Origin of the sequence: Rubrobacter tropicus (assembly GCF_011492945.1) — a bacterium.
GTDB classification, from domain to species: Bacteria; Actinomycetota; Rubrobacteria; order Rubrobacterales; family Rubrobacteraceae; genus Rubrobacter_D; species Rubrobacter_D tropicus.
Genome location: NZ_CP045119.1, coordinates 286623 through 308680 on the forward strand (window position 1 = coordinate 286623; position 22058 = coordinate 308680).

The following is a 22058-nucleotide window of genomic DNA, read 5'->3' on the forward strand; positions in this document are numbered from 1 at the left end:
TCCCTTTCCCACTCGGTGGGGACGGCGCCACCAAAACGGGCGCACCCCTACCCGGACAGGAACCTCCGTACTTCTTCGTTGAACGTCCCGGCCCGCTCGATATGGGGGAGGAGGGAGGCGTCCCTGAAGACGCGGGGTTCGGCGCGGGGATTGTTCCGCGTGAAGCCGTTCAGGCCCGAGAGGGGTACGGTCTTTGCCTCCTGGCCCCAGCAAAGGAGGCTTTTCTGCGGCACCCTGGGCCAGAGGTCCGAGATGCCGAGGTTGAGTTTGCCGGCGACGAAGGCCGCGGGGAAGTGCCTGGCACCCGGTCCGTGTCCGGCCCGGTAGTAGTCTTCGATCACCCCGTCGGTCACGAGCTTCGGGTCGCGGTAGGCCATCTTCTCCAGGTAGTAGCGGATGCCGGCGCGCGAAATGAGGGCGTGGTAGAGGCTGTTACCAACGACCGGCGCCCGGAAGAGTCCGTAGACGGCGTCCCCGAGAAGGCCGGAAGGGCGGTCCAGGGTTCCGTAGCCGGTCGGGCAGATGAGGACGAGTTTCTTGAAGAGCCTGGGGCTCCGCACGGCGGCAGGCACGGCGAGGGCCGCGGAGAGCGAGCTCGCGACGAGGTGGGCTCCCGCCCCGATCTCGTCCCTCACGAAGCCCTCGACCTGCGAGGTAACGTCCTCCGGCCCGTAACGCCGCCGGGGCTTCTGGGAGAACCCGCACCCGAGCAGGTCCGGGGCGTACACCCTGAAGCTCTTGGACAACTCCTCGAAGTTGGCCCGGAACTCGAGCGAGGACGCCCCCGCGTAGACGCCGTGAACCAGCAGCAGCGGCTCGCCTTCCCCGGCAACGGAGTAAGCGATCTTCCCCCCACCCCAACGGTAGCGGCGCGCCTCGCCGCCCAACCTGGCAGGGGAAGTGGTCCTCTCCAACCTCCTGTTCAGCGCCCAGAGCCCGCCCGCAGCACCGGCCGCCACGGCAGCCTTCAGCCTGACCATAAACCTCCCCATCTCACGAACCTTCCGGCGGACCGGATCGTACCCGATCTCCATACCCCGCGAAAAACTCCCTTGACAGACACATGTCCTCGCATACCATTAAGCGAGTTAAGTAAGTAGCTTAATAATACGCGGACGGGACGGGTGTGGACCGGGAAAAGTTGGTAGACGAGATCGTGTTGTTGTTGCCGGAGTTGGGGCGTGAGTTGAGTCGTCCGGTGCCGCTGGAGATGGAGGCTTCCGTGAAAGCCGGGGCGCCCGAGCATGCGTTTCCGTCCGACGCGCACATCTCGCCGGGCCACATACAGGTTCTCATAGCGCTCGCGAAGGGGCCTTGTTCGGTAGGCCACATCGCCCACACTTTAGGGGTATCGCGGCCGGCGGCCACGCAGCTCGTGGACAGGCTCTCGGAGCACGGCATGATCGAACGCCGCCACGACCCTGACGACAGGAGGGTCGTGTTGGTCGATTACGTGCCGGGGATGCACGAGGTGGCGCGCAGGATCATGGACGTCCGGCGCACCCAGCTGAACTCCGCCCTCGACGCTTTGACGGACGAAGAGGCGGTCGCTTTCTACAAGGGCCTCAAAGAGATCACGGCGGCGCTCGGACGGGTGCCCGGGGAGGACAATTAGTGCAGGCGATAGTCCGCTGGTGCCTGAAAAACAAGTCCGTCGTCTTCCTGGCGGCCGTGATCCTCGTTGCGGCCGGCTCCTACGCGACGACGCGGCTCAACCAGGAGCTTTTGCCCGACATCGAGTTCCCGCTCATCACCGTCTCCACACCCGTGCCGGGTGCCGGGCCGGACCTGGTGGACGAGCAGGTCACGCAGCCGTTGCAGGACTCTGTCGAGGGGATCGAGGGCATAGAGAGCGTCCAGGCCACCAGCTCGCCCGGCTTCTCCGTGCTCGTCGTCGAGTTCGGGCTCGACGTGGACACCGAGCAGGCCGAAGACGAGATCAACGACGCCATAAACGGCGTCTCCCTCCCCGAACAGGCGGTAGCCCCCGAGGTGAACCGCCAATCCGCCTCGCAGTTCCCGATCCTCAACGTCTCCCTCTCGGCCAAAGACGGCGACCTCGCCCGCGTTACCGAGTACGCCGAGGACGAGGCCATACCGCTCATAGAAGACGTCGAGGGCGTGGCGAGCGCCGACCTCGTCGGGGGCTCGGAGCGCCAGATCGAGGTAGACCTCAAGCCCGCCGAGCTCGAAGAGCGCGGGATACCCGCCGAGGCGATTATCGGGGCCATCCAGGGCTCCAACGTGAACGCCCCCGTCGGCGACGTGAGCGTGGAGGGCCTCGCAACCCCCGTCCGAACCACGAGCGAGCTGTCCACGGTCGAGGATCTGCGCGACCTGCCCGTGGGAGCCGCCGGAGCCCCGGCGGCTCCCACGGGTGCCCCGTCTGGTGCGCCAACCGGAGCGCCGGCCGGGGCGTCGGCGCCCCCGTCCGGCGCGTCCGCGCCGGCGGCTGCTTCGGCGGCGGCGAGCGCGGCTCCCACGGCGGAGGCGCCCGAGCCCGTCTTGCTCTCGGACGTGGCGGAGGTCAGCGAGTCGAGTTCGGACATCTCCGGGATCTCCCGGACCAACGGCGAGCCGAGCCTCGGGTTGAACGTGGTCAAGGAACCGGAGGCGAACACCGTCGAGGTCGCCGAGGGCGTCACGCGGGCGCTCGGGCAGGTGCGCGAGGACCTCGGGGAGGACGAGGTTATCGTCGTCTTCAACTCGGCCGAGGACGTCGAGGAGTCGGTAAACGGGCTGGTCGAGAAGGCGCTCATCGGCGGGTTGCTGGCCGTCGGGATCATCTTCCTCTTCCTGCGCTCCTTGCGGGCCACGCTCGTAACGGCGGTGAGCCTGCCGACCTCCATCCTGGCGGCGCTTCTCTTCTCCTGGGCCGACAACCTGACGCTGAACATCATCACCCTCGCGGGCCTGACGATAGCCGTCGGGCGCGTGGTGGACGACGCTATAGTGGTCCTCGAGAACTCCTACCGCTACGTCCAGGAGGGCTACAGCCCGGAGGAGGCGGCCCTCAAGGGCACGACGGAGGTGGCGAGCGCCATCACCTCCTCCACGCTGACCACCACCGCCGTCTTCCTGCCGCTCGGGCTCGTCGGCGGCATCGTCAGCAAGTTCTTCCTGCCGCTCTCGCTTACCGTGGCCTTCGCCCTCATAGCCTCCCTCATCGTCTCGATAACGGTAATCCCGGTTTTGACGAGCGTCTTTATCAAGCGCCAGGCGAAGCGGGGGGCGATCCCGGAGGCGCGGACGGAACAGGACGACCGCGAAATAGACCCGGAAGATTACGACGACGGGTACCTGGACTACGAGAGCCGCCGCTCGCGCCGGACCAACGGGCGCGGACCCGGCGCGCTGCGTTTGCTGGTCTTCTCGTCGCTGGTGATCGGCGCGCTCTTCGCCGGGGCCGTGGTCGCGGCGGGTGCCGGGTTGCTGAACGGGCTCTCCTTCGTCCCGGACGGCCTCGTCGATGGTCTCGGCGGCATCGCCGATGGCGTGCGAAACGTAGTTGGCGGGATAGACACGGGTTCGCCCGTCTTCCTGGTGGTCGCCGGGGCCGTGGCAGCGCTGGTGGTCGTGGGGCTGGCGCTTCTCGCGGCGCGGGCGGCGCGGCGTTCCGCCCGCCGCGGCGAGGACTCGGACGGTTTGCTCGTGAACCTCTACGCTCCGTTGCTGCTCTGGAGCCTCAGGCACAGGCTGGCGGTCTTGCTTCTGGCGCTGCTGGCTTTCGTCGGGGGGCTCGCGGCGATACCGTTCCTCGCGGTCAGCTTCTTTCCGCCGAGCGAGGAGCGCCTGCTTCAGGCGACCGTCGAGTTGCCGGCTGGGACCGCCATCGGCGAGACCAGCGATGAGCTGCGGCCTTTCGAAGATTTCATGAACGAGGACCGCGGCGTGGAGAGCTACCAGCTCTCCATCGGTGGGGAGGACAACTTCAACCCGGACTCTCCTTTACGCACGGGGAACCAGGCCCAGGCCTTCGTCGTGGTCGGGGAGAACGCGAACGTGCAGCGGACGCTCTCGCGGCTGGCCGATGAGGGGCGCGACCTCTACGGCGAGGGTTTCCAGGTCCAGGTATTGCAGCAGGGGCCGCCGACCGGGGGGATCGAGGTCACCATAACCGGCGGCAGCGAGGACGAGCTCAGGCAGGCCTCAGAGACCGTGGTCGACGAGATCGAGAAGAACGACGACATAACAAACGTCCAGAGCGACCTCTCCGAGGTCAGCCCGGAGATAGAGGTCTCCGTCAACGCCGCCGACGCCGCGGAGGCCGGCCTCTCCCCCGGCGCCGTCTCGACCTCGCTCGGGACCCTGCTCGGCGGCACCGGCTCCCAGGTTACGCTCGGAGACGAGCCCGTGGCCATCGGCCTGCCCGAGGGCTCGGTCGATTCCATAGAGGAAGTCCGCGGGCTTCCCCTGGGTTCGGGCCAGACCGTGGGGGACGTGGCCGAGGTCAGGGAGGTCCAGGCGCCGTCGGCCATCAGCCGCGACGACGGGGACCGGGCCGTGACCGTGACGGGCACCATCACCTCCGAGGACACGAGTTCCGTCTCGAATGAGGTGAACGCAGCCCTGCCGACGCTGGACCTTCCCGACGGCGTTACGGCGAGCGTCGGGGGGGAGAGCGAGGACATCGAGGAGAGCTTCAGGAACCTGCTCCTCTCCATACTGGTGGCGCTCGTGCTGGTGTACCTGATCCTGGTGGTCTTCTTCGGCTCCCTCGTCACGCCGCTTATCATCCTGCTCGCCGTCCCGCTCACGACGGCCGGCGCCTTCGGGGCCCTGCTCATCACCGGGACGGCCCTGAGCCTGCCGGCCCTCCTCGGCGTCTTGCTGCTGATAGGTATTGTCGTCTCGAACGCGATCTTGCTGGTCGACTTCGCCCAGAACGCCCGCGACCATCACGACACCGTGGACGCCGCCATCTTCGAGGCCGGGCGCGCCAGGTTGCGCCCCATCCTGATGACCGCCCTCGCCACCATTTTCGCCCTCATCCCGCTCGCCTTCGGGTTCGGCGGCGGGGGGAGCGCGCTCATCTCCAGCAGCCTCGCCATACCCGTGATAGGCGGCCTCATCACCTCGACGTTCCTGACGCTTCTCGTCGTCCCCGTCGGCTACTCGCTCGTCAGGGGCGGCCTCAGGCGAAAGAAGGGCTGAAGCTTGGAAGCGAGGCTAGAGAGCGGGGAGCTGGCGCCGGATTTCGACCTCGTCGCCGCGGGTTCCGGGCGGCGGGTTGGCCTGCGGGATCAGGCCGGACGCAAGGTCGTGCTCATCTTCCATTTGCAGGGCACGGCGCCGACGGCGCGTGAGATCAACCACGCCGTCCGCAACCGCTTCCCCGACCCCGAGGACGTCCTGGTCGCCAGCGTCATAGACCTCTCCATCGTCCCCCCGGCCTACTGGATAACCGTCGGCCTGGTCCTCGGCAACGCCTACGACCAGGCGACGCGCGAACTACCCCCGGACGTGGAACCCGCCGACTACCTGGTCTTCTTGCCCGACTGGGGAGGACGGGTGAGCCGGCGGTACGGCGCCCGCGACACGGGCCGCGCCGCGGCCATAACCGTAATCGACGGGGACTCGAACATAACCCTCTCGTACCAGGGGGAGGGCCCCGTCGAGGCGGTGCTCGGTGCCCTCGAAAGCGGTTAACGTGTTTTGTACGACAGTCTCGTAGCGAGGCAGGCTACAGACTGGACGGAGTAGGACCCGGCACAGGAGGTCGGCATGGCCATCAGGGAGGGAAGGCACCGGACCCCGGACAGGCGGCAGCAGATCCGGATGCGCGAAGCCCTCAAAGAAAGGTTCGAGACCATCCCGGTCCACGTCCCACGCAGCGAGGTGGAAGCCCTGGGCGCCGAGATAGGCCTCGAAGACCCAACCGAAGCCGCCCGCCTCTTCGACCGCCTCAAAGGCGTCTCCTGGCGCGGCGACTACGTCCGTTCGGAGACCGGCTGGACCGCCGCGTGGGTGAAAGAGATAAGCTAGTCAGCACGCTGGCTTCGCCAGCTCTCAGCACGCTGGCTTCGCCAGCTCTCAGCACGCTTCGGGCCTGCGGCCCTCGTTTTCAGCTTGTTGCCTTTGGCTGAAAGCTGACCGCTGATAGCTTTACAAACAGCCTTGCAACCCGCTCTGGGCTTCATCCAAGAATCACCCGTTTGCGTGATGCGCCGACCCCAACTTTGTAGGATTCTGACCTCGTAGGTTGTGTATCAACGGTGGCAGGCCGGGGTGACCAAGCGCGAGGTCCGTGGGGAACGTAGGTGGTGCGGCGCCCCGCTGCTGGGGACTCCGGCGAGGGGGCTATCGTGCCTTTTGGTGGTCTTTCTATCGGCCCTCGTGCCGTTCTTCGGTTGCGGGAACGATGCCCGGGACGCTCCCCGTTTCTCCGACGACGTCGTCCGGCAGTTGGACGATGCCGTCGCGGACCAGATGCGGTTCAACGACCTGCCCGGGGCCGTGGTCGGCGTGTGGGTGCCCGGCGAAGGCCGGTACGTTGTCGCCAAAGGCAAGGCCAACCTCGAGACGGGAGAGGTACGGAACGTGGACGACCCGTTCCGTATCGGCAGCATCACGAAGACGTTCGTGGCCACCGCCGTACTGCGGCTCGTCGACGAGGACGAAATCAGCAAATCCGACAAATTGTCCCGATGGTACCCGGACTTTCCGAACGCCGATCGGATCACCATAGACGACCTCCTCAGCATGCGCAGCGGGATCGCGGAAGCGTCGGACATCGACATCTTGTGGGACGCCTACAAGGAGGACCGTCTCGCCGGCATCTCCACCGGGGAGGTGATAGAACGCTCGATGGGCAGGTCGGCCCGGTTCGGCCGCCCTCCAGATCAGAGGACCGAGTACACGAACGTCAACTACATCCTTCTCGGAGAGATCGTCGAGAGGGTCAGCGGTGAGGACCTCGGCACCCACATCACCCGAAACGTCCTCGAGCCGTTGGGCATGAAGAACACCATCTACCCCGTCGAGGACGACCTGCCGGGCAGCCTGCACGGTTACCACCGGGACATCGCCCGCGTGAAGCTGGTGGACACGACGACCATAAACCCCGCGCCGATAGCGGGGGCAGGCGCGATGATCTCGGACGTCTCGGACCTGAAGATCTGGGCCAGGGCCTTGTGTACCGGGAAGCTGCTCGAACCCGAAACGCACGGGGCGCGCCTCCAGACACGGCCCGTACGGGGGTGGCCGGGTCACATCGAGTACGGAGAAGGCATCGTGAACGCGGGCGGTTTCTGTGGGCACGGTGGCGACCTTTTCGGCTTCAACAGCCAGATGCTCTACCTGCCCCAGAGGGACGCCGTCCTGGTGATCAACGTCAACAGAACCGACCCGTACGATGAACCCGCCGCCGAAGCCATCACCCGGGACATCATTAGAATCCTCTTTCCCAAGTACGCCGCGAACGGTTGGTAGATCAAGGACGACGCGGGCCCCCGAAACCGAGATTTACCCTTCCAGCCTCACCGTTCCGGCCTTCTCGCTGCGGACCTCCACCCCGACCGCACCTTCGCCCCGGACGACCCAGACCTGGCGCCTGGCGTAGTCCGATGGCAGGCCCTGGAAGAACGCCGGTCCTTTCCACCCGCCGCCCACGAGCGCCGAGCGCCCGGCGAGGTGGCCCAGGTCCGCCTCGAGCTCGCCGGAGATGAGGGTCGCGCCTGCTGGCAGGCTCAAGGCGGCCTTTACCGGCTTGACGAGTTTCTTGTCGGCGGCGAGGCGGGTGACGTTGGTCGGCAGGTAGCCCGTGTTCTCGACCCGCAACTCCAGGCGTCGCACGCCGGGGGAGAGACGTTCGGCTCGTAGCTCCGCTTCGAGGCGGGGGGCTGTCGAGGCGTGGGCGAGGGCGAAGCGGTACAGTTTTTCGCATTCGGCTTCGAGAAACGCCGGGGGCGGGTTCTGGTGGGTGAACTTGGTCTTCCAGCCGCCGACCTCGACGCGCCCTAGCTGCGGGTGGTCGAAGGGTGTCCAGGGGGAGAAGCCTTCGCCGCCCAACTCCCCGTCGTTCCAGGCGAGCATCTTGAGGGAGGCTTCCTCCGGCGGGTCGCGGAAAAAGGAGATGAAGTCTTTTACCTCGACGCCGGCGGCCGCGGGCAGGGACCAGAACTCTATGGTGAAGGCGAAGACGCCGTAGTAGTCGAAGGCCCAGTCGTCGAAGGCGCCGGTTATGAACTTGTTCTCCTCGTAGCGGAAGTCGTGGTAGACGGAGATGTTCGGGTAGCCGGTCAGCTCGGTTCCGCGGTCGCCGATGGCCTTGTAGACGGCGAGGTCGTGGTCCGGCATCTCCTTGTCGTCCCGGTCGGAGTAGGGGCGCAAGATCGCGCCGCAGAAGGTGTGGTGGCTGTGGATCGAGAAGACGTTCCGGCGGGCCAGCAGGGCGTCCACGTGCGACCTGGACTCCGGCTCCGAGAGGGGATACGGGCCGGCGCCGCCCTGGTCGGCGTCCTCCCGCCAGCGGTAGGGGTACTGGCGGTTCATGTCCAGGCCGTGGAAGGGACGCGCTATCTTCCTCTCGAAGCCGTCGAAGTCCTTGAAGAAGCCCTCTTTGTAGAGGCGGTAGTAGGTGCCGCCCGCCTCGTCCGGGGCGCGCGGCACCATCAGCCGTTCGTCCCCGTCCGAGACGCGCCACTCGCCGTTTGGGTCCTCGACGCGCATCTGGAGGACGTTGCCGTCGCCGTCGACGTCCTCGGGCTGGAGGCCCGGGTCGGGCTCCGGCTCGGGCCAGGGGCGGGGGTTGGAGCGAAGGGTGTGGGGCGTCATCAGGTAGTGCTCGGCGCCGTCGGGGGAGATGCGGGGGAGGACGTAGAAGGTTTGCTCATCCAGGAGGCGGGTGACGAGGGGGTCTTTGCCGTATCCCTCAAGGAGGTTTTCGATCAGGTACAGCGCGGCCATCGAGCCTGTTACCTCGCCGGCGTGGGTGTTGCCGTCCACCCAAAACGCCGGTTTCTCCGAGGCGGGTCCGGTCTCGCCGTTGGTAAGCTCCGCCAGCCAGATCTCACGCCCCTCCACGCTCCTCCCTACGGGCTCGACCCGGCACAGGGCAGGATGTTCTTCGGCGAGCGCGTGCAGGGTTCGCGTCAGCTCTTCGTGGCGCAGGTACCTGTCGAAGGTCGTCTTCATGTCACCTCTGAGTAATTTGGGTTCGGAGAGAGGATATTAAAGCTTTCAGCGGTCGGCTTTCAGCCGTCAGCAACAGGGGTGGTTCGATGTTTCGGGAGGCAGGCCCCATCCGAGAGAAGCCCGAAAACCTCTGTATCCGCCACGACAACGCGCTTCCCGGAAGAAGCTGACAGCTGAAAGCCGACCGCCGAAAGCGCCCGCGGGCCACTATATGTGGCCCGCGGATTTGACATGACTCCCTATCTTGGGTAACGTCGTTATCCTCCTTCGATGCCGTTTCTGGAGGGCATCGGGGGCTTTATAATTTTGTTGTATTACAGGCTGGGTACGGTCAGAGGTGGTAGGGCGCTGGAGACCTCGGTTGGAACCGTCCTCTCGGGACGGTACAGGGTAAAGAGCACGCTCGGCTCGGGCGGGATGGCGGTCGTCTACAAGGCCCAGGACGCCATTCTCGGACGTTCCGTCGCGCTCAAGACGCTCCACCGCCACTACGCCGAGACGCCTTCTTTCCAGGCTCGCTTCAGGCAGGAGGCGCGGGCGATGGCCTCCCTGGACCACGAGAACATAGTCAAGGTCTACGACATCTCGCAGGATGGCGAGGTGCCGTTCATAGTCGTCGAGTGCGTGGCGGGGAGGGACCTCGGCAGGCTCCTCGGCGGGCAGGGCGGGGGGCGGCTGAGCGAGGCGTTCGTCAGGCGGATGGCAGAGCAACTCTTGCGGGCGCTTTCGTACGCGCACAGGCGCGGGATCATCCACAGGGACATAAAGCCATCGAACATCCTCCTCACCCCCGAGGGCACCGTCAAGGTGGCCGACTTCGGGATAGCGCGCATCGTCGAGGAGGACGACCTGGCCGGCGGCGAGCCGGGGGAGATAGTCGGCAGCGCCCGCTACATGTCGCCGGAGCAGCTCAGGGGCGACGAGGCGAAGCCGGAGAGCGACATCTACTCGGTCGGGGTTCTGCTCTACCACTGCCTCACCGGAAGGCCGCCCTTCTCGGGCGACGTCAAGAGCCTGGCCCGCCAGCACATGCGCGAGCAGCCGACCCCGCCCCGCCGGCTGAACAAGAAGATCTCACCGGGCATGGAGGCCGTGATCCTGAAGGCCCTGGCCAAGGACCCGAGGGACCGCTACCCTTCCGCCTGCGCGATGCTCGACGACATAGAGGTCGGGCCGCTCCCCGTCGCCTCCCGCGCGACCGAGACGGCCAAGTCATCGCCCCGCAGGCGGCGCGGCGGGCTCGTCCTCGCCTCGGTCCTCGCCCTCCTGCTCCTGCTCGGCGGCGCCGCCGCCCTTGCCTCGGGCTACGTGGGCCTGCCGCAGGACGGCGTGCAGAGCGCCCTGGACCGCATAAACCCCGTCGAGACCGACACGGCCGCGGCGCCCACGCCGCCGGAATCCTCCCAGGAGACGGCCGCGGAACCGCAGAACCCCGACGGGGCGCGGGAAGACCCCACCAACACCGAGAGCGCCCCGCAGCCGGCCGCCCCTGGCGCGGAGACGGCGTCCCGCCGGGAGCAGCAGGAGCCCCGCAGGTCGCTCGTCCCGGTCCCCGACGTTACGGCCTACTACGACTACTACGCGGCCGACACCCTGGCGGCGAGCGGCCTCGACGTCGTGTATGTCAGGGACTACCGGGAGGGCTTCGCCGCCCGCGGCGTCACCTGGGCCACCGAACCAGCCGCCGGCACGCTCGTCCCCGAAGGCTCGACCGTCACGGTCTACGCCACGCCCGAGGACCTGCCGCAGCCGGTTTTTTAGAGCACGCCGCCTTTGGCGGCTTGTCAGCACGCTTCGGCCTGCTCCGCAGGCCTCGCTTTCAGGTGGTTCGGTAGGCCTCTCTTCGGAGTTTGAAGGTGTGGTGGAGGAGGAAGATGGCGATGGGGAGCGCGCCAGGGGCTTGTGGATTGAAGGTCGCCACGTAGCGGCGGTTCGTAAAGCCGCCGGAGACGCGGACGGTTTCTTCTCCGTCGTGCGAGCGGGCCACGGCGCTGTTTCGGAGCGGTGAGATGTTCGCCTCGTAGGCGCTGTTGCCGGATCTGAGCCGCAGGGCGGTCGCGGAGCCGGCGGGCTCGGCGGCCAACGTATCGGCGTCCCCCGTCGTCATCCTATAGCCCCTGTCTGACGCCGGCGCGATCGTCGCCGATAGGTCGCCGGCCCGAACCTGTGTTCCACCTATCTTGTCCGCCCGGATGTGGCCGAAAGGCTCGCCCCGAGCCGAGAGCAAGGTCAGTTCCGGCGAAACCATGCCGCGGGCGCGGGCCGTGAAAGAGCCACCGAGGCTCCGGGCCAGGGCCTCCCACAACGAAGCCGCGTCGTTTCTACCAAGGTCCATGCACCAGATCATACGACGGCTGACGCGGCGAAGTCTCTCTGACCACTGTTCAGTCCTCGCAAATAGCCGAAAGCCGAAAGCTGACTGCCGACAGCCGAAAGCGTTTAGACTATCTTCGGAGACAAGAGAAGGCTTGGAGTCAAATGGAGCTACAAAGCAAAGAAGAGATACGTAACGAGATCCTGCAGCTCTGGCTTCGCAGCGCCTGGGTCTACCCGTTCGAGGCGCCGGACGGGAAGAGCTACCTGCGCCTGACCCCCGGCGGGCGGCTGAAGGTCAGGCGCAGGATCCGCGACCTCGAAAACGCTCTGGGCGTCGAGGGCGAAGAGTTGGCGAAACAGGAGGAGGCGGGCACCCTTCCCGTCGAGCGCGAGAAGCTGGAGCTGGCGATGATGGTCCAGGCTTACGACTCCGAGCGCCGGTTCATCCGCAGCCAGGGCGGCGTCCTCGGAACCCCCGCCGTGACCCTCGGAGACGCCGAAGAACCAGAAGCTGAAAGCTGACCGCCGAAGGCTGACGGCTTATTCGCCAGATGTGGTGGCCGGATCTTCGGTGGCGCACATCCGATGGTGTAGAAGCGGGCCTCCGAAGGTGGCGTATCACCCCGGCCCGTGATAGGCTCTTCTGGCGATAAGCGCCCGCCTTCGGCGGGGCTCCGCCGCGGAAGAGAGAGGGGGGACCTCTCCAGGAGCGCGTAACGCTGGTGTTGTCGGGGTGTGCCGAAGAAAAGCACGCGGAGGGTACTGGATCTTGAGCCTCATAAATCGGAAGAAGAGAGACAGGCGAACCGGCGGAGACGGGTACGGCAACTACGGTCCCGCTTACGGCAGCACGGGCAGCCGCCGCTCCCGGCGCCGCGGCTTCGCCGGCCCGATCATCATAATCTGCGCCCTCGTCGCCGTGCTGGTGGCCGCCGACTTCTGGATGAACTCGGGCAAGGTCCACCGCGGGGTCGAGGTCGGCAACGTCTCTTTGGGCGGCATGGAGCCCGCCGAGGCGCGGGAAGTGGTGAGGGAGCGGGCGATGGGCCCGCTGCAGGACATCGAGCTCAGCGGCCCCGACCGGTTCTCCCGGTCCGCCGAAGAGCTCGGCGTGAACTTCCACATCGACTCCACCGTCGACAAAGCCTACGCCGTGGGCCGCGACGGAAACGTCCTCGAACGCCTCTCCGAGCGGCTGCGCGCCGCATTCCCCGGCATCACCATAGACCCGAACATAAGCTACCGCTCCGACAACGTGCAAACCGAGGTCGAGGAGATAGCCTCCCAGGTCAACGCCCAGCCGCAGGACGCCACGGTCAAGGTCGTGGGCTCAGAGGTCGAGGTCGCCCAGTCCCAGGAGGGCTACAGGCTAAACGTCGAGGACACCATGACGAGCGTGGACGGGGCGATCGACGGCATGACCGGCGAGGCGAAGATAAAGGGTGACGTGCTCGGGCCCGACATCACCACCGCCGAGGCCGAGACGGCCGCGGAGAAGGCCCGCGGCGCCGTCTCCGAGCAGCTGGTCTTCGAGCACGAGGACCAGAACTGGACCGTCTCCCCGGCCGACATCGGCTCGAGCCTCGACGTCGCGCCGAACGACGGCAAGATCTCCGTAAGCCTCAACCGCGATCGCATGAGCGACCGCCTGGCCCCCGTCTACTCCGACCTCGCCGTAAAGCCAAAGAACGCCTCCTACGACTTCGACGACAACGGGGACGTGATAGTCCTACCCAGCCGTGAGGGCCGGACGATCGAGTGGGAGAACCTGCTCGACTCGGTCGAGAACAACATCTTCGAGGGCAAGCGCGAGTACCAGGTGAACACCACCGTGGACAAGCCCAAGTACACGACCGCGGGCCTAGAAGCCAAGAAGCCGACCGAGCTTCTCGGCTCCTACAAGACCGACTACATGGCGACCTCAGACCAGGGCGCCGAGCGGGCGGAGAACCTGGAAATCGCCGCTAATGAGGTCAACGGCACCTTCGTCGCCCCCGGCGAGACCTTCTCCATGGTCGAGCACGTCCAGGACGCCAGGTACAATGCCGCGCACGTTATCGTGGAGAGCGGGACGCAGACGGCCGAGGGCGGTGGCCTCTGCCAGGTTACCTCCACCCTCTACAACGCGGTCCTCTACGCCGGCCTGCCGGTGACGAAGCGCGAGCCCCACGACTCGGTCCTGCCCTACATCCGGCCCGGGATGGACGCGACGATCTGGTACGGCGATACGACGACGACGGCCGACGACACGGACATGCAGTTCAAGAACAACACCGATGGTTACGTGCTCATCGAAGAGTACGTCTCAGGCGACGGCTACATGTACGCCAACGTCTACGGCGTCCCGAACAACATAGAGGTGGAGATGTCGTCCAAGCCGGTCTGGGAAAACGCGGACGGCGCCGAGTGGGTCACGTACTACACGAGGTACAAGAACGGTGAGGTTGAGTACGAGGATAGCTGGAACAGCTTGTACAGCGCTCTGTACGACGAGAAGGGCAAGAAGATACCGGCCGATCAGGTCCCGACCGCCGAAGTGGACGGTAGCTACCTGGGACCGAACATAGCGGCGGAATAGTCAGCGTTTCGCCCCGTTAACAAGAGGCCCCCGGTTTTATAACCGGGGGCCTCTCTTCGCGTCGAAGCTCTTGCTGACTAGCTCCTCGTAAGCGCCTTCTGTCCGTTGAGCACGTCTTCCGGTTTGCCGCCAGCGCGGAGCAGGAGTGCCTCGCCGTTGTGGAGGAGCACCTCTGCGGGGGAGGGGTGGCTTAGGAAGCCGAGGTTGGAGGCGGAGTAGCCGTAGGCGCCGCTGTAGAAGACGCCTATCAGGTCGCCGACCTCGGGGGCGGCGAGGGGGATGTTGTTGCCGAAGGAGTCGAGCGGGGTGCAGCAGGGGCCCGCGACGGCGACGCCCTCCTCCGGGACGGCGCCGTCCGTGCGGGTGAGGTTCAGAATGGGGTAGGCCTTGCGGAAGACCTGGCCCATGTTGCCCGTGGCGGTGAGGTGGTGGTTCATGCCGCCGTCGGTGACGGCGAAGGTCTTGCCGCGGGTCTCCTTCACGTCGACGACGCGGGTGACGTAGACGCCCGCGTCGGCGACCAGGTAGCGGCCTAGCTCGAAGAGGAAGCGGCAGCCTTCCAGGCGGGAGTCCGAGCGGTAGCCAGAGACGATCTCCTTGAGTCCCTCGCCGAAGCGGTCTAGGTCGAACTCGCTGGTCTTCTCGAAGTAGGGGACGCCGAAGCCGCCGCCGAAGTCGATCATCTCCAAAGCGTGGCCGGCGTGGTCCGCCGCCTCCAGTGCTATATCGAAGATGTTGCGGCAGTGCTCGAGCAGGGGGTCGACCTCGAAGACCTGGGTGGCCGTGTAGACGTGGACGCCGCGCATGACGAGGCTCTCGTGGGAGAGGACTTTTTCGACGGCTTCGGCGAGGTCGGCTTGGTCGATGCCGAACTGGCCGACCGTGCCGCCCATGCGCATCCCGCTACCCATGAGCTGGGCCGTCGGGTTTATTCTGATCCCGACGCCTATGGTCTTCCCGGCCTCCTCCGCGATGGCGGCCAACCGCTCTATCTCGCCGAGCGACTCGACGTTGACGGCGTGGATGCCCTCATCCACGGACATCCTCAGCTCCTCGTCCGTCTTGGCCGGCCCCGCGAAGACTATGTCCTCGGGCGCGAAGCCCGCGGCCCGCGCCACTATAAGCTCCCCGGAAGAGGCGACCTCCCCGCCCGCGCCGGCCTGCGCTATCAGCGAGCAGACGGCGAGGTTCGGGTTCGCCTTGAGTGAGTAGGCGACCTCGGTGCCGAGGGCTTCGCGGACGCGGCGGACGCGGTCGGAGATCATGTCTGCGTGGTAGAGGTAGAACGGCGATCCGTACTCTTTCGCTATCTCCGAGACGGGTATGCCGCCGGGGGCGAACTCGCCGCCCTCGGTGGCGGAGTTGCCGAAGCGGTTCGCCAGGTCGTTTGCCTTATCCGTTTGTGTAAGCACTGCTGATCCCCTTGCGGTCTATCTTGCCTGAACCCGTCTTCGGGAGCTCGTCCCTGACGATTATCTCCTTCGGGATCATGTACGGCGGGCCGTTCTTTATGGCGTACTCCCGGATGGAGTCGAGCGCCCCGTCGCCCGTTGTGTTCCTCAAGGAGATCACGGCTATAACGTCCTGCCCGACCGCCGGGTTCTCCACCCCGAAGGCGCACGCCTCGTTGACGAGGCCCGAGGCTATAAGGAGGTTCTCGACCTCCTCGGGGCTCAGGCGGTAGCCCTGGTTCTTTATCATGGCGTCCTCGCGACCGAGGAAGTAAAGGTACCCTTCCTCGTCCCGCGTCACCGTGTCGCCCGAATAGACGACCCGCTCCACGTCCAGCAACTCCGGCGGGGCGAGCGGGTTCGGGCGGTAGGCCTTCTGGGTGGCCTCCTCGTTGCCCCAGTAGCCCATCGCGACGGTGGGACCGCGGTGGACGAGTTCGCCCGGTTCGCCGGGGGCTGCCTCTTTGCCCTCTTTGGTTATTACCATGATCTCGGAGTTCGGGATCGCCTTGCCGATGCAGTTGCCCTGCTCGGGAGAGGAGCGGTGGATCTCCGCGGGGTCGAGGTAGGTCGAGCGGAACGCCTCCGTGAGGCCGTACATCAGGTAGATCTTGGTCCCCGCCGGTTCGAGCAGGTTCCTCATCTCGTCCAGGTTGGCCTGCGGGATGCGTCCGCCGGTGTTGGCGACGTATCGCAGGTGGGTCATCGGGTTCTCCCGCAGGGACTTCGCGCCGCGCAGCAGCAGCGCCCACAGCGGCGGGACGCCCGTCACACCCGTGATCTCGTGCCGGCGCAACGCCTTGAGCAGATCCCCCGGCAGCCTGGACCGGAGCAGATAAAGCGTCGCCCCGGACCTGAGCGACGTCGTGAACTGGCTCATCCCGGCGTCGAAATTCAAGGGAAGCGCCGAGAGGATGCGGTCGTCCGGAGTATTCTCCAGGTAAGAGGAGACGATCTGTGCCCCCACCGTCACGTTGCGCTGGCTCGTCGCCACGCCCTTCGGCATCCCCGTCGAGCCGGACGTGTACAGGATGGTTCCGAGGTCGATCTCGGAGACGGTGCGGTCCTCTTTCAGGCCGCCGCCCTTGAGCGCTTCGGCGACGTCCACGTAGGACTTCGCGGCGGCCCCTTCGGGCTTTTCGCCCCTGTAGAATGCGGTCTCGACCGTTTTCGGTTGAAGTTCGTCGAGCTTCGGGGTGTCCCCGATCATGACGCGGATGTCGCAGTCTTGGGCCAGGTACTCGATCTGGGGCGCCTTGAAGAGCGGGTTGACGTTTACGTAGGCCGCCCCGATGCGGGAGGCCGCCAGCATCGAGACTATGGCCTCCCACGACTTCTCGACGAGCACGCCCACCCTGTCGCCCTTGTTTACCCCGGCCTCGACGAGGGCGGCACCCAAAGAGCTGCTCTCGCGTTCGAGATCCTCGTAGGAGTATTCCGCGTCGCCGTCGACGACCGCCGCTCTCTGCGGGTCGCGTTCTACGGAGTTGTGGAGGAGGTCGTGGAGGGTGAATTCCGGGCGGGGCATCAGGCTGCCTTGCCCTCCACCAGGGTGGCGATGGCGTCGACGGAGCCGAAGTTCTCCTCGTCGAACTCGTCGTCCTCGATCATGATGCCGAACTCGTCTTCGAGGAAGGTGACGAGCTCCACCGTCTGGAGCGAGGTCATGACGCCGTTCTCTATGAGGGGCTCGTCGTTGGCGACGTCGCGCCCGCCCGTCACGTTCTCCTGCAGCCAGCCGCGTATCGCGGCCCGTGCGTCTGTGTTGTTTGCAACCATAACGTATCTCCTTATCTGAGCCAGAAGCTCGCTTCGCCGTCGCCGATGTTATACGACCAGTTGGTAAGATCGAGCGCCATCCGGTGCTGGTCGCCGTCCTTGAACTTGACCAGAAGGTTGTTGCGTCTCCCCCTGCGGGAGAAGAAGCCCAGGCGCGTGAGGTCGCCCGACCGCGCCGAAGTGGGGGAGTCGAGGTACCTGTAGCGGATGATCTGGGCCCCCTCATCCCTGAAGTGCCGCACGATTCCCCGCAGCAGCGCCCGCGTCACGTCCCGCCGCCCCGGCAGCGCCACGAGGTCGAGCACGTACCCGTCCTGCCCCTTGGAAGCGGCCCTGAGCACGGCGTACCCGAGCAGCCTGCCGCCGGAGCGGACGCCGAGCACGGTCACCGGCGCCTGGGGGGAGCCCGGGCCGTACCGCCACCTCAGAAAAGACGAGTCTTTCTCCGCGACGCAGGGGACCACGGCCGCCACCCTCTCGAAGAGGTCGTCGAAAGACTCGTCGAACCCGTCGAGCACCTCCGCCCGCAGGTCGCCGCCGAAGTTTCTGCCCAGGGCCTCGTCCACGGCCCCGAGGCCGCGGTTCAGGAGGTTCTTGAGCGGGCCGGGCAGCGGGGCCCTGGGTCGCGGCGCGGGCGGGGCCACGTATTCGTCGGCCTCCTCGGTCTCGACGCCGGGGCGGTCCGTAAAGCCGCGGGACGGGGCGAAGCTATCGGGGAGGTTGAGGGCGCGCCGGATCGGACCCGGAACCGGCGGCATGGGGAGCCTGGAGACGTTCAAGAGCTTCGCCGCGTAGTTCATCTCACCCGCGACCTTGGCCCCGAGCTTGGTCTCTATCTCGATGACCGCAGGGACCATGTCGCAGACCACGCAGTTCTCGGTGGTCCGGAAAAAGTTGCGCATGAGGGAGAGTGCCTGGAAGCCGTACCCCTCGTCCACCATGTAGTCGCCCGGCGTGTGGGCGACCACCCTCTGCCCGTCTACCCTGTAGTACTGGGGCGTCGCCGCCAGGTGCCCTACCACTTTGTCCCCGTCGAGCGCGACCCACCTGTGCACCTCGTCGGCCAGCGGGTGGCTCTCGAACCAGCGGTAGACGTCGGCGTAGAAGGCGGTGTCCCTGGTCTCGGGAAAGAAGGGGAAGGCGCGGATGCGCAGTTTGCCCACGCCCTCCTCGAGCCCGGGACCGTCCATCGGCTTGACGACCACCTTCTTCATGGTCGCGGCCCCGAGAAGCCGGGATACCCGGAGGACGCCCCCCCGCTCTCTCGTGTTTTTTCCGCCACGGCCGCACGACCCTTCTTCTGTTATTTCATCGACTCCCTGCCGGATGGCAGGACTCAAAGACCAGAGTGTAAAGGAGCAGGCACGCAAAATCCAAAAGAGGAGGTTCAGGTCGTACGAGCGGTGCCGGAGGCGTCCGTCGAACCAGTTTTCCTCCGAAACTTGAAGGTTCGGCTGGTTGCCCCGATAATTAGCGCCTGCGCGCCGCTGCTGGTCAACGATAAGGCGGCGCGGGTCGCACTGTAGGAGGGGCGGACGTTTGAAGGAGATAAGCAAGGAAGGCGGGCCGCGGGCCGCCCGGAGGTCGGGCCGCGATCGGCCGCAGGCCAACGGCGGGTCGCCGCGCAGCCGCAAGTCGCGCAGCCGCAAGTCGCGTAACTACGCCCGCAGGCGCGGGCTGGCCGTCGTCGCCGTCGTAGCGGGCGTTCTCCTGCTCGGTTTCGCGGCGGTAGACCTCGCCTCGGGGGACGGCGGCATCCAGCGCGGCGTCCGGATCGGGGACGTCAACGTCGGCGGGATGAGCAAGGACGAGGCCCGGGCCGCCGTGGAGCGCAACGCATCGGAGACCTTCCAGGAGATCTCCTTCGGAGAAGGCCCCGACGCCGTCTCGGTCGGCGCCGACAGGCTCGGCGTAGAGGTGAACGCCGACGCGGCCGTGGAGGAGGCTTACTCCATCGGGCGCAGCGGCGGCCCTTTTCAGAGGATCTCCGACTTCTTCGGCTCGTACCTGGGCGGGACGCAGGTCGACCTGAAGGCCGGCTACGACGAGAGGGCCGCGAACGAGACCCTCGGCGGGATCGCCGAGGGCTTCAATCGGGAGCCTAAAGACGCGACCTTCACCGTCACCGACGGCGGCAAGGTCGAGGTCCAGGAGGCGAAGGACGGGCGGGTGCTCGACGAGAAGGCGACCCTCGCGAACCTCGAAGGGGCGCTCCAGAACATGAGCGGCCGGGTGCCGCTGGCAGAGGGCACGGCACCTAAGCCCGAGATCACCACCGCCGAGATCCAGAAGAGCAAGCCCGAAGAGGTCATAGGCGAATACCAGACGGACTTTCGCTGGGACTCGAATCCGAACCGGAAAGAGAACATGAAGCTCGCGGCCGGCGCCGTGGACAACACGGTCGTCAAGCCCGGCGAGGTCTTCTCCTTCAACGAGTTGGCAGCGCAGCTCGACTACAAGGAGGCGAAGACCTTCTCCAACGGCGGCGTCGGCATCGACAACGGGGGCGGGCTCTGCCAGGTCTCATCAACGCTTTACATGGCGGCCCAGTACGCCGGGCTCGACATCGAGGAGCGCCACCCGCACTACGCGGTCCTGCCATACATCAAGCCGGGCTTCGACGCGACGGTGTGGTTCGGGGACGAGTACGGCTACGGCGTGCAAGACATGAAGTTCAGGAACTCGACGGAGGCCCCCATCCTCATCCGCGAGTGGGTGGACGGCGAGGGCTTCCTGAACGCCCAGATCCTCGGCCAACCGACCGGCAAGAAGGTCGAGATGACGACGGAGAAGATCTTCGAGGACACCACCCGCGGTATCCGGTGGGACACGTACAAGAAGGTCACCGAGAACGGCGAGGTTATCTACGACGACATGATCCACACCTACACCTACTCGTACAACCCGCCCCCGCCCGAGGACGGGCCTCACTACGACACCTCGGCCCCGCGGGTGGCCGGCTGGAACGACCCGGGCAACACCACCGGCTGGGCCGAAGTCCCCGAGTAACGCGGTGGACGGGCCAGGGTCGGACACCCGAGAGTAGGGCACCCTTGAACTTCTTTCAGCGCAAAAAAATGTTCGTCTCGCGCTCCGAGGCGCGCCGCCGCCGGCGCAGGGTTCGCCTCGGCGTCCTGGCCGCCCTCCTGGTGGCCGTCGTCGGCGGCGTGTTCCTGGCGGGCCAGTTGTCCGGCGGGACCTCCTCCGCGGGCCTCTCCCCGCTCTCGGACGACGGGTCCCGCCAGGAGCCCCGGCAGGAGGAGCCCGCCCCCGGACCCGGCAAAGAAGGTCCACGCGCGGAGGGTAAAGAGGAGCAATCCCCGCCCGAGGAACCCGCCCCCGACCCCGAGCAGAAGACGCCCGAGGCCGCGGCCTTCGTCGCCGTCGCCCCCGAGTTTCCCGGGGTGAAAGAGGGGAACGTCGCGGGCGTGTACAGGAGCAGGATGGACCCTTCCTGGGCCTCCGTCAGGTTCTCGCCGGAGGGCGAGAACAAGGACTTCGTCGTCTTCTCGCACAAGGAGGGGGACCTCTGGCGGGCCGAGAAGTCGATAAGGGCGGACGAGCCAGACTACCCGGACAACGACGTCGTCCCGCTCGCCGGCGTCCCCAAAGACCTGCTCGACTACCTCTACGAGGAGAACCTCTTCGCCGCCGAGGTGCCAGAGCCCAAGCGGGAGGAGATCGGCGGCCTGCCCGACCTCGATCCCGCCGAGAAGCCCCCGGCCGAGACGACGACCGACGACGTGCCGGAAGACGAGCAGGAGCGCGTCGATGAGGTGGTCGGAAAGTTGGAGGACCGGGTAAAGGGCTACGACGGGGTCGCGGGCGTCTACGTGCGGGACCTCGAAGGGGACTTCGGCTACGGGGTGCGCGCAGACGAGACGTTCTTCTCTGCCTCGATCATCAAGGTCCCCGTCATGGTCGCCGTCTACCGGAAGGTCGAGAAGGGGGACCTGAGCTTCTCCCAGGAAGTCGAGCTGAAGGAGGAGGACTGGGCCGCGGGCGCCGGCTGGCTGCAGTGGGAGAAGGCGGGCACGAAGCAGACGGTCGGAGACCTCTTGCTCCTGATGATGACCCAATCCGACAACGTCGCTACCAACGCCCTCGTACGCATGGTCGGCGGCAAGGACCACGTCAACGACGTGGCCGAGTCCCTCGGGGCCAAGGACACCCTCCTCTACCAGAAGGTGAGCAGCGAGCGGGGCGCCGTCCCCGCCCTCGACAACAGGACCACCCCCCGCGACATGGCGACCATGATGCAGAAGATAGCCGACGACGAGGCCGCCAGCGAGAAGAGCTGCGGGTACATGAAAGACCTGATGCGCACCAACGAGCTCGACTGGTGGCTCGACGCCGGCCTCCCCGCCGACGTGGACGCCGCCAACAAGGCGGGCTGGCTCTACCAGGTCTACGGCGACGTCGGCATAGTCGAGCACGAAGGCAACCGCTATGCCATCGCCATCCTCAGCAAACACGGCTCCGCCACGGTCGACGAGGGCGCCGTGCTAATAGAAGACCTCTCGAGAACGACCTGGGAGTCGCAGGCGCCGTAGGCGTCTGCGAGCACGCTCGCTTCGCGAGCTTGTCAGCCCGGCGCCTGACGGCGCGTCGGCCTGCTCCGCAGGCCTCGCTCTCAGCACGCCTCCTTCGGAGGCTCTCAGCCAAGTCGTCCGGACTCGCCGCGCATCTCGACATCCGAACCGCCCCGCATGGCGCAGCCCGGTTGCGCCCCGCACGGCTGAAAGCTGACAAGCTGAGAGCGAGGGGCCGCGGAGCGGACCCAAAGCGGGCTGAAAGCG

At 66.5% G+C, this 22058-nt stretch carries 17 protein-coding genes; 10 read left to right on the forward strand and 7 right to left on the reverse strand.

Going from position 1 to position 22058, the window contains the following annotated elements; genetic code table 11:
- Window positions 1-47: 47 nt before the first annotated feature.
- Window positions 48-992, reverse strand: a complete 945-nt coding sequence (locus GBA63_RS01300) for an alpha/beta fold hydrolase (RefSeq protein WP_166172752.1) — start codon at window positions 990-992, stop codon at window positions 48-50.
- A 134-nt stretch (window positions 993-1126) separates the two neighbouring features.
- On the opposite strand from GBA63_RS01300, the gene GBA63_RS01305 reads away from it, so the two are divergent.
- The 5 genes from GBA63_RS01305 to GBA63_RS01325 all read left to right on the forward strand — a co-directional run bounded on the left by GBA63_RS01305 (window position 1127) and on the right by GBA63_RS01325 (window position 7431).
- Window positions 1127-1615, forward strand: coding sequence for a MarR family winged helix-turn-helix transcriptional regulator (locus GBA63_RS01305; protein WP_166172754.1), 489 nt, complete (start codon window positions 1127-1129; stop codon window positions 1613-1615).
- Complete coding sequence (locus tag GBA63_RS01310; protein ID WP_166172756.1) at window positions 1615-5154, forward strand: efflux RND transporter permease subunit; 3540 nt, start codon at window positions 1615-1617, stop codon at window positions 5152-5154. The genes GBA63_RS01305 and GBA63_RS01310 overlap by 1 nt, the downstream gene beginning before the upstream one ends.
- A gap of 3 nt (window positions 5155-5157) precedes the next feature.
- Entirely contained in the window at window positions 5158-5649 is a 492-nt protein-coding gene (locus tag GBA63_RS01315; RefSeq protein ID WP_166172758.1) for a thioredoxin domain-containing protein, read from the forward strand.
- A 75-nt stretch (window positions 5650-5724) separates the two neighbouring features.
- Window positions 5725-5985, forward strand: a complete 261-nt coding sequence (locus GBA63_RS01320) for a hypothetical protein (RefSeq protein ID WP_166172760.1) — start codon at window positions 5725-5727, stop codon at window positions 5983-5985.
- A gap of 330 nt (window positions 5986-6315) precedes the next feature.
- Entirely contained in the window at window positions 6316-7431 is a 1116-nt protein-coding gene (locus tag GBA63_RS01325; protein WP_228282431.1) for a serine hydrolase domain-containing protein, read from the forward strand.
- Window positions 7432-7464: 33 nt separating this feature from the next.
- Here the strand turns inward: GBA63_RS01325 and GBA63_RS01330 are convergent, their stop codons facing one another.
- On the reverse strand, window positions 7465-9135 hold the full coding sequence (locus GBA63_RS01330) for a M14 family metallopeptidase (RefSeq protein ID WP_166172764.1): 1671 nt from the start codon (window positions 9133-9135) through the stop codon (window positions 7465-7467).
- Between the two features lie 270 nt (window positions 9136-9405).
- On the opposite strand from GBA63_RS01330, the gene GBA63_RS01335 reads away from it, so the two are divergent.
- The gene (locus GBA63_RS01335) at window positions 9406-10896 is read left to right on the forward strand and encodes a protein kinase domain-containing protein (RefSeq protein ID WP_166172766.1); all 1491 of its coding nucleotides are present in this window, start codon (window positions 9406-9408) and stop codon (window positions 10894-10896) included.
- 58 nt (window positions 10897-10954) lie between these two features.
- Here GBA63_RS01335 and GBA63_RS01340 read toward each other — a convergent pair whose 3' ends face one another.
- The gene (locus GBA63_RS01340; protein ID WP_166172768.1) at window positions 10955-11470 is read right to left on the reverse strand and encodes a hypothetical protein; all 516 of its coding nucleotides are present in this window, start codon (window positions 11468-11470) and stop codon (window positions 10955-10957) included.
- A 143-nt stretch (window positions 11471-11613) separates the two neighbouring features.
- Between GBA63_RS01340 and GBA63_RS01345 the strand changes: the two genes are divergently transcribed.
- Window positions 11614-11973 carry a cupredoxin domain-containing protein gene (locus GBA63_RS01345; protein ID WP_166172770.1) on the forward strand — a complete coding sequence of 120 codons (360 nt, stop codon included), beginning with the start codon at window positions 11614-11616 and terminating at the stop codon, window positions 11971-11973.
- A 247-nt stretch (window positions 11974-12220) separates the two neighbouring features.
- On the forward strand, window positions 12221-14029 hold the full coding sequence (locus GBA63_RS01350) for a peptidoglycan binding domain-containing protein (protein WP_166172772.1): 1809 nt from the start codon (window positions 12221-12223) through the stop codon (window positions 14027-14029).
- A gap of 77 nt (window positions 14030-14106) precedes the next feature.
- Here the strand turns inward: GBA63_RS01350 and GBA63_RS01355 are convergent, their stop codons facing one another.
- From GBA63_RS01355 to GBA63_RS01370, 4 genes are read right to left on the reverse strand one after another with little or no spacing between them, the layout of a single operon-like run.
- Window positions 14107-15441 carry a type III PLP-dependent enzyme gene (locus GBA63_RS01355; protein WP_166172774.1) on the reverse strand — a complete coding sequence of 445 codons (1335 nt, stop codon included), beginning with the start codon at window positions 15439-15441 and terminating at the stop codon, window positions 14107-14109.
- Complete coding sequence (locus GBA63_RS01360) at window positions 15422-17008, reverse strand: AMP-binding protein (RefSeq protein ID WP_166172776.1); 1587 nt, start codon at window positions 17006-17008, stop codon at window positions 15422-15424. The genes GBA63_RS01355 and GBA63_RS01360 overlap by 20 nt, the downstream gene beginning before the upstream one ends.
- The gene (locus tag GBA63_RS01365) at window positions 17008-17259 is read right to left on the reverse strand and encodes an acyl carrier protein (protein WP_166172778.1); all 252 of its coding nucleotides are present in this window, start codon (window positions 17257-17259) and stop codon (window positions 17008-17010) included. Before GBA63_RS01365 ends, GBA63_RS01360 begins: the two co-directional genes overlap by 1 nt.
- An 11-nt stretch (window positions 17260-17270) precedes the next feature.
- On the reverse strand, window positions 17271-18473 hold the full coding sequence (locus tag GBA63_RS01370) for a GNAT family N-acetyltransferase (protein ID WP_166172780.1): 1203 nt from the start codon (window positions 18471-18473) through the stop codon (window positions 17271-17273).
- A 325-nt stretch (window positions 18474-18798) separates the two neighbouring features.
- Here GBA63_RS01370 and GBA63_RS01375 point away from each other — a divergent pair, with 325 nt between their 5' ends.
- Window positions 18799-20268, forward strand: coding sequence for a VanW family protein (locus GBA63_RS01375; RefSeq protein ID WP_166172782.1), 1470 nt, complete (start codon window positions 18799-18801; stop codon window positions 20266-20268).
- A gap of 44 nt (window positions 20269-20312) precedes the next feature.
- A complete protein-coding gene (locus GBA63_RS01380) occupies window positions 20313-21812 on the forward strand; it encodes a serine hydrolase (protein WP_166172784.1) in 1500 nt (499 codons plus the stop codon).
- Window positions 21813-22058 lie beyond the last annotated feature (246 nt).

Coding starts and splice junctions, on each gene's coding strand:
- GBA63_RS01300 (WP_166172752.1), bottom strand. CDS start 992: ATGGGGAGGTTTATGGTCAGGCTGAAGGCTGCCGTGGCGGCCGGTGCT.
- GBA63_RS01320 (WP_166172760.1), top strand. CDS start 5,725: ATGGCCATCAGGGAGGGAAGGCACCGGACCCCGGACAGGCGGCAGCAG.
- GBA63_RS01330 (WP_166172764.1), bottom strand. CDS start 9,135: ATGAAGACGACCTTCGACAGGTACCTGCGCCACGAAGAGCTGACGCGA.
- GBA63_RS01335 (WP_166172766.1), top strand. CDS start 9,406: ATGCCGTTTCTGGAGGGCATCGGGGGCTTTATAATTTTGTTGTATTAC.
- GBA63_RS01340 (WP_166172768.1), bottom strand. CDS start 11,470: ATGGACCTTGGTAGAAACGACGCGGCTTCGTTGTGGGAGGCCCTGGCC.
- GBA63_RS01345 (WP_166172770.1), top strand. CDS start 11,614: ATGGAGCTACAAAGCAAAGAAGAGATACGTAACGAGATCCTGCAGCTC.
- GBA63_RS01360 (WP_166172776.1), bottom strand. CDS start 17,008: ATGCCCCGCCCGGAATTCACCCTCCACGACCTCCTCCACAACTCCGTA.
- GBA63_RS01365 (WP_166172778.1), bottom strand. CDS start 17,259: ATGGTTGCAAACAACACAGACGCACGGGCCGCGATACGCGGCTGGCTG.
- GBA63_RS01370 (WP_166172780.1), bottom strand. CDS start 18,473: ATGAAGAAGGTGGTCGTCAAGCCGATGGACGGTCCCGGGCTCGAGGAG.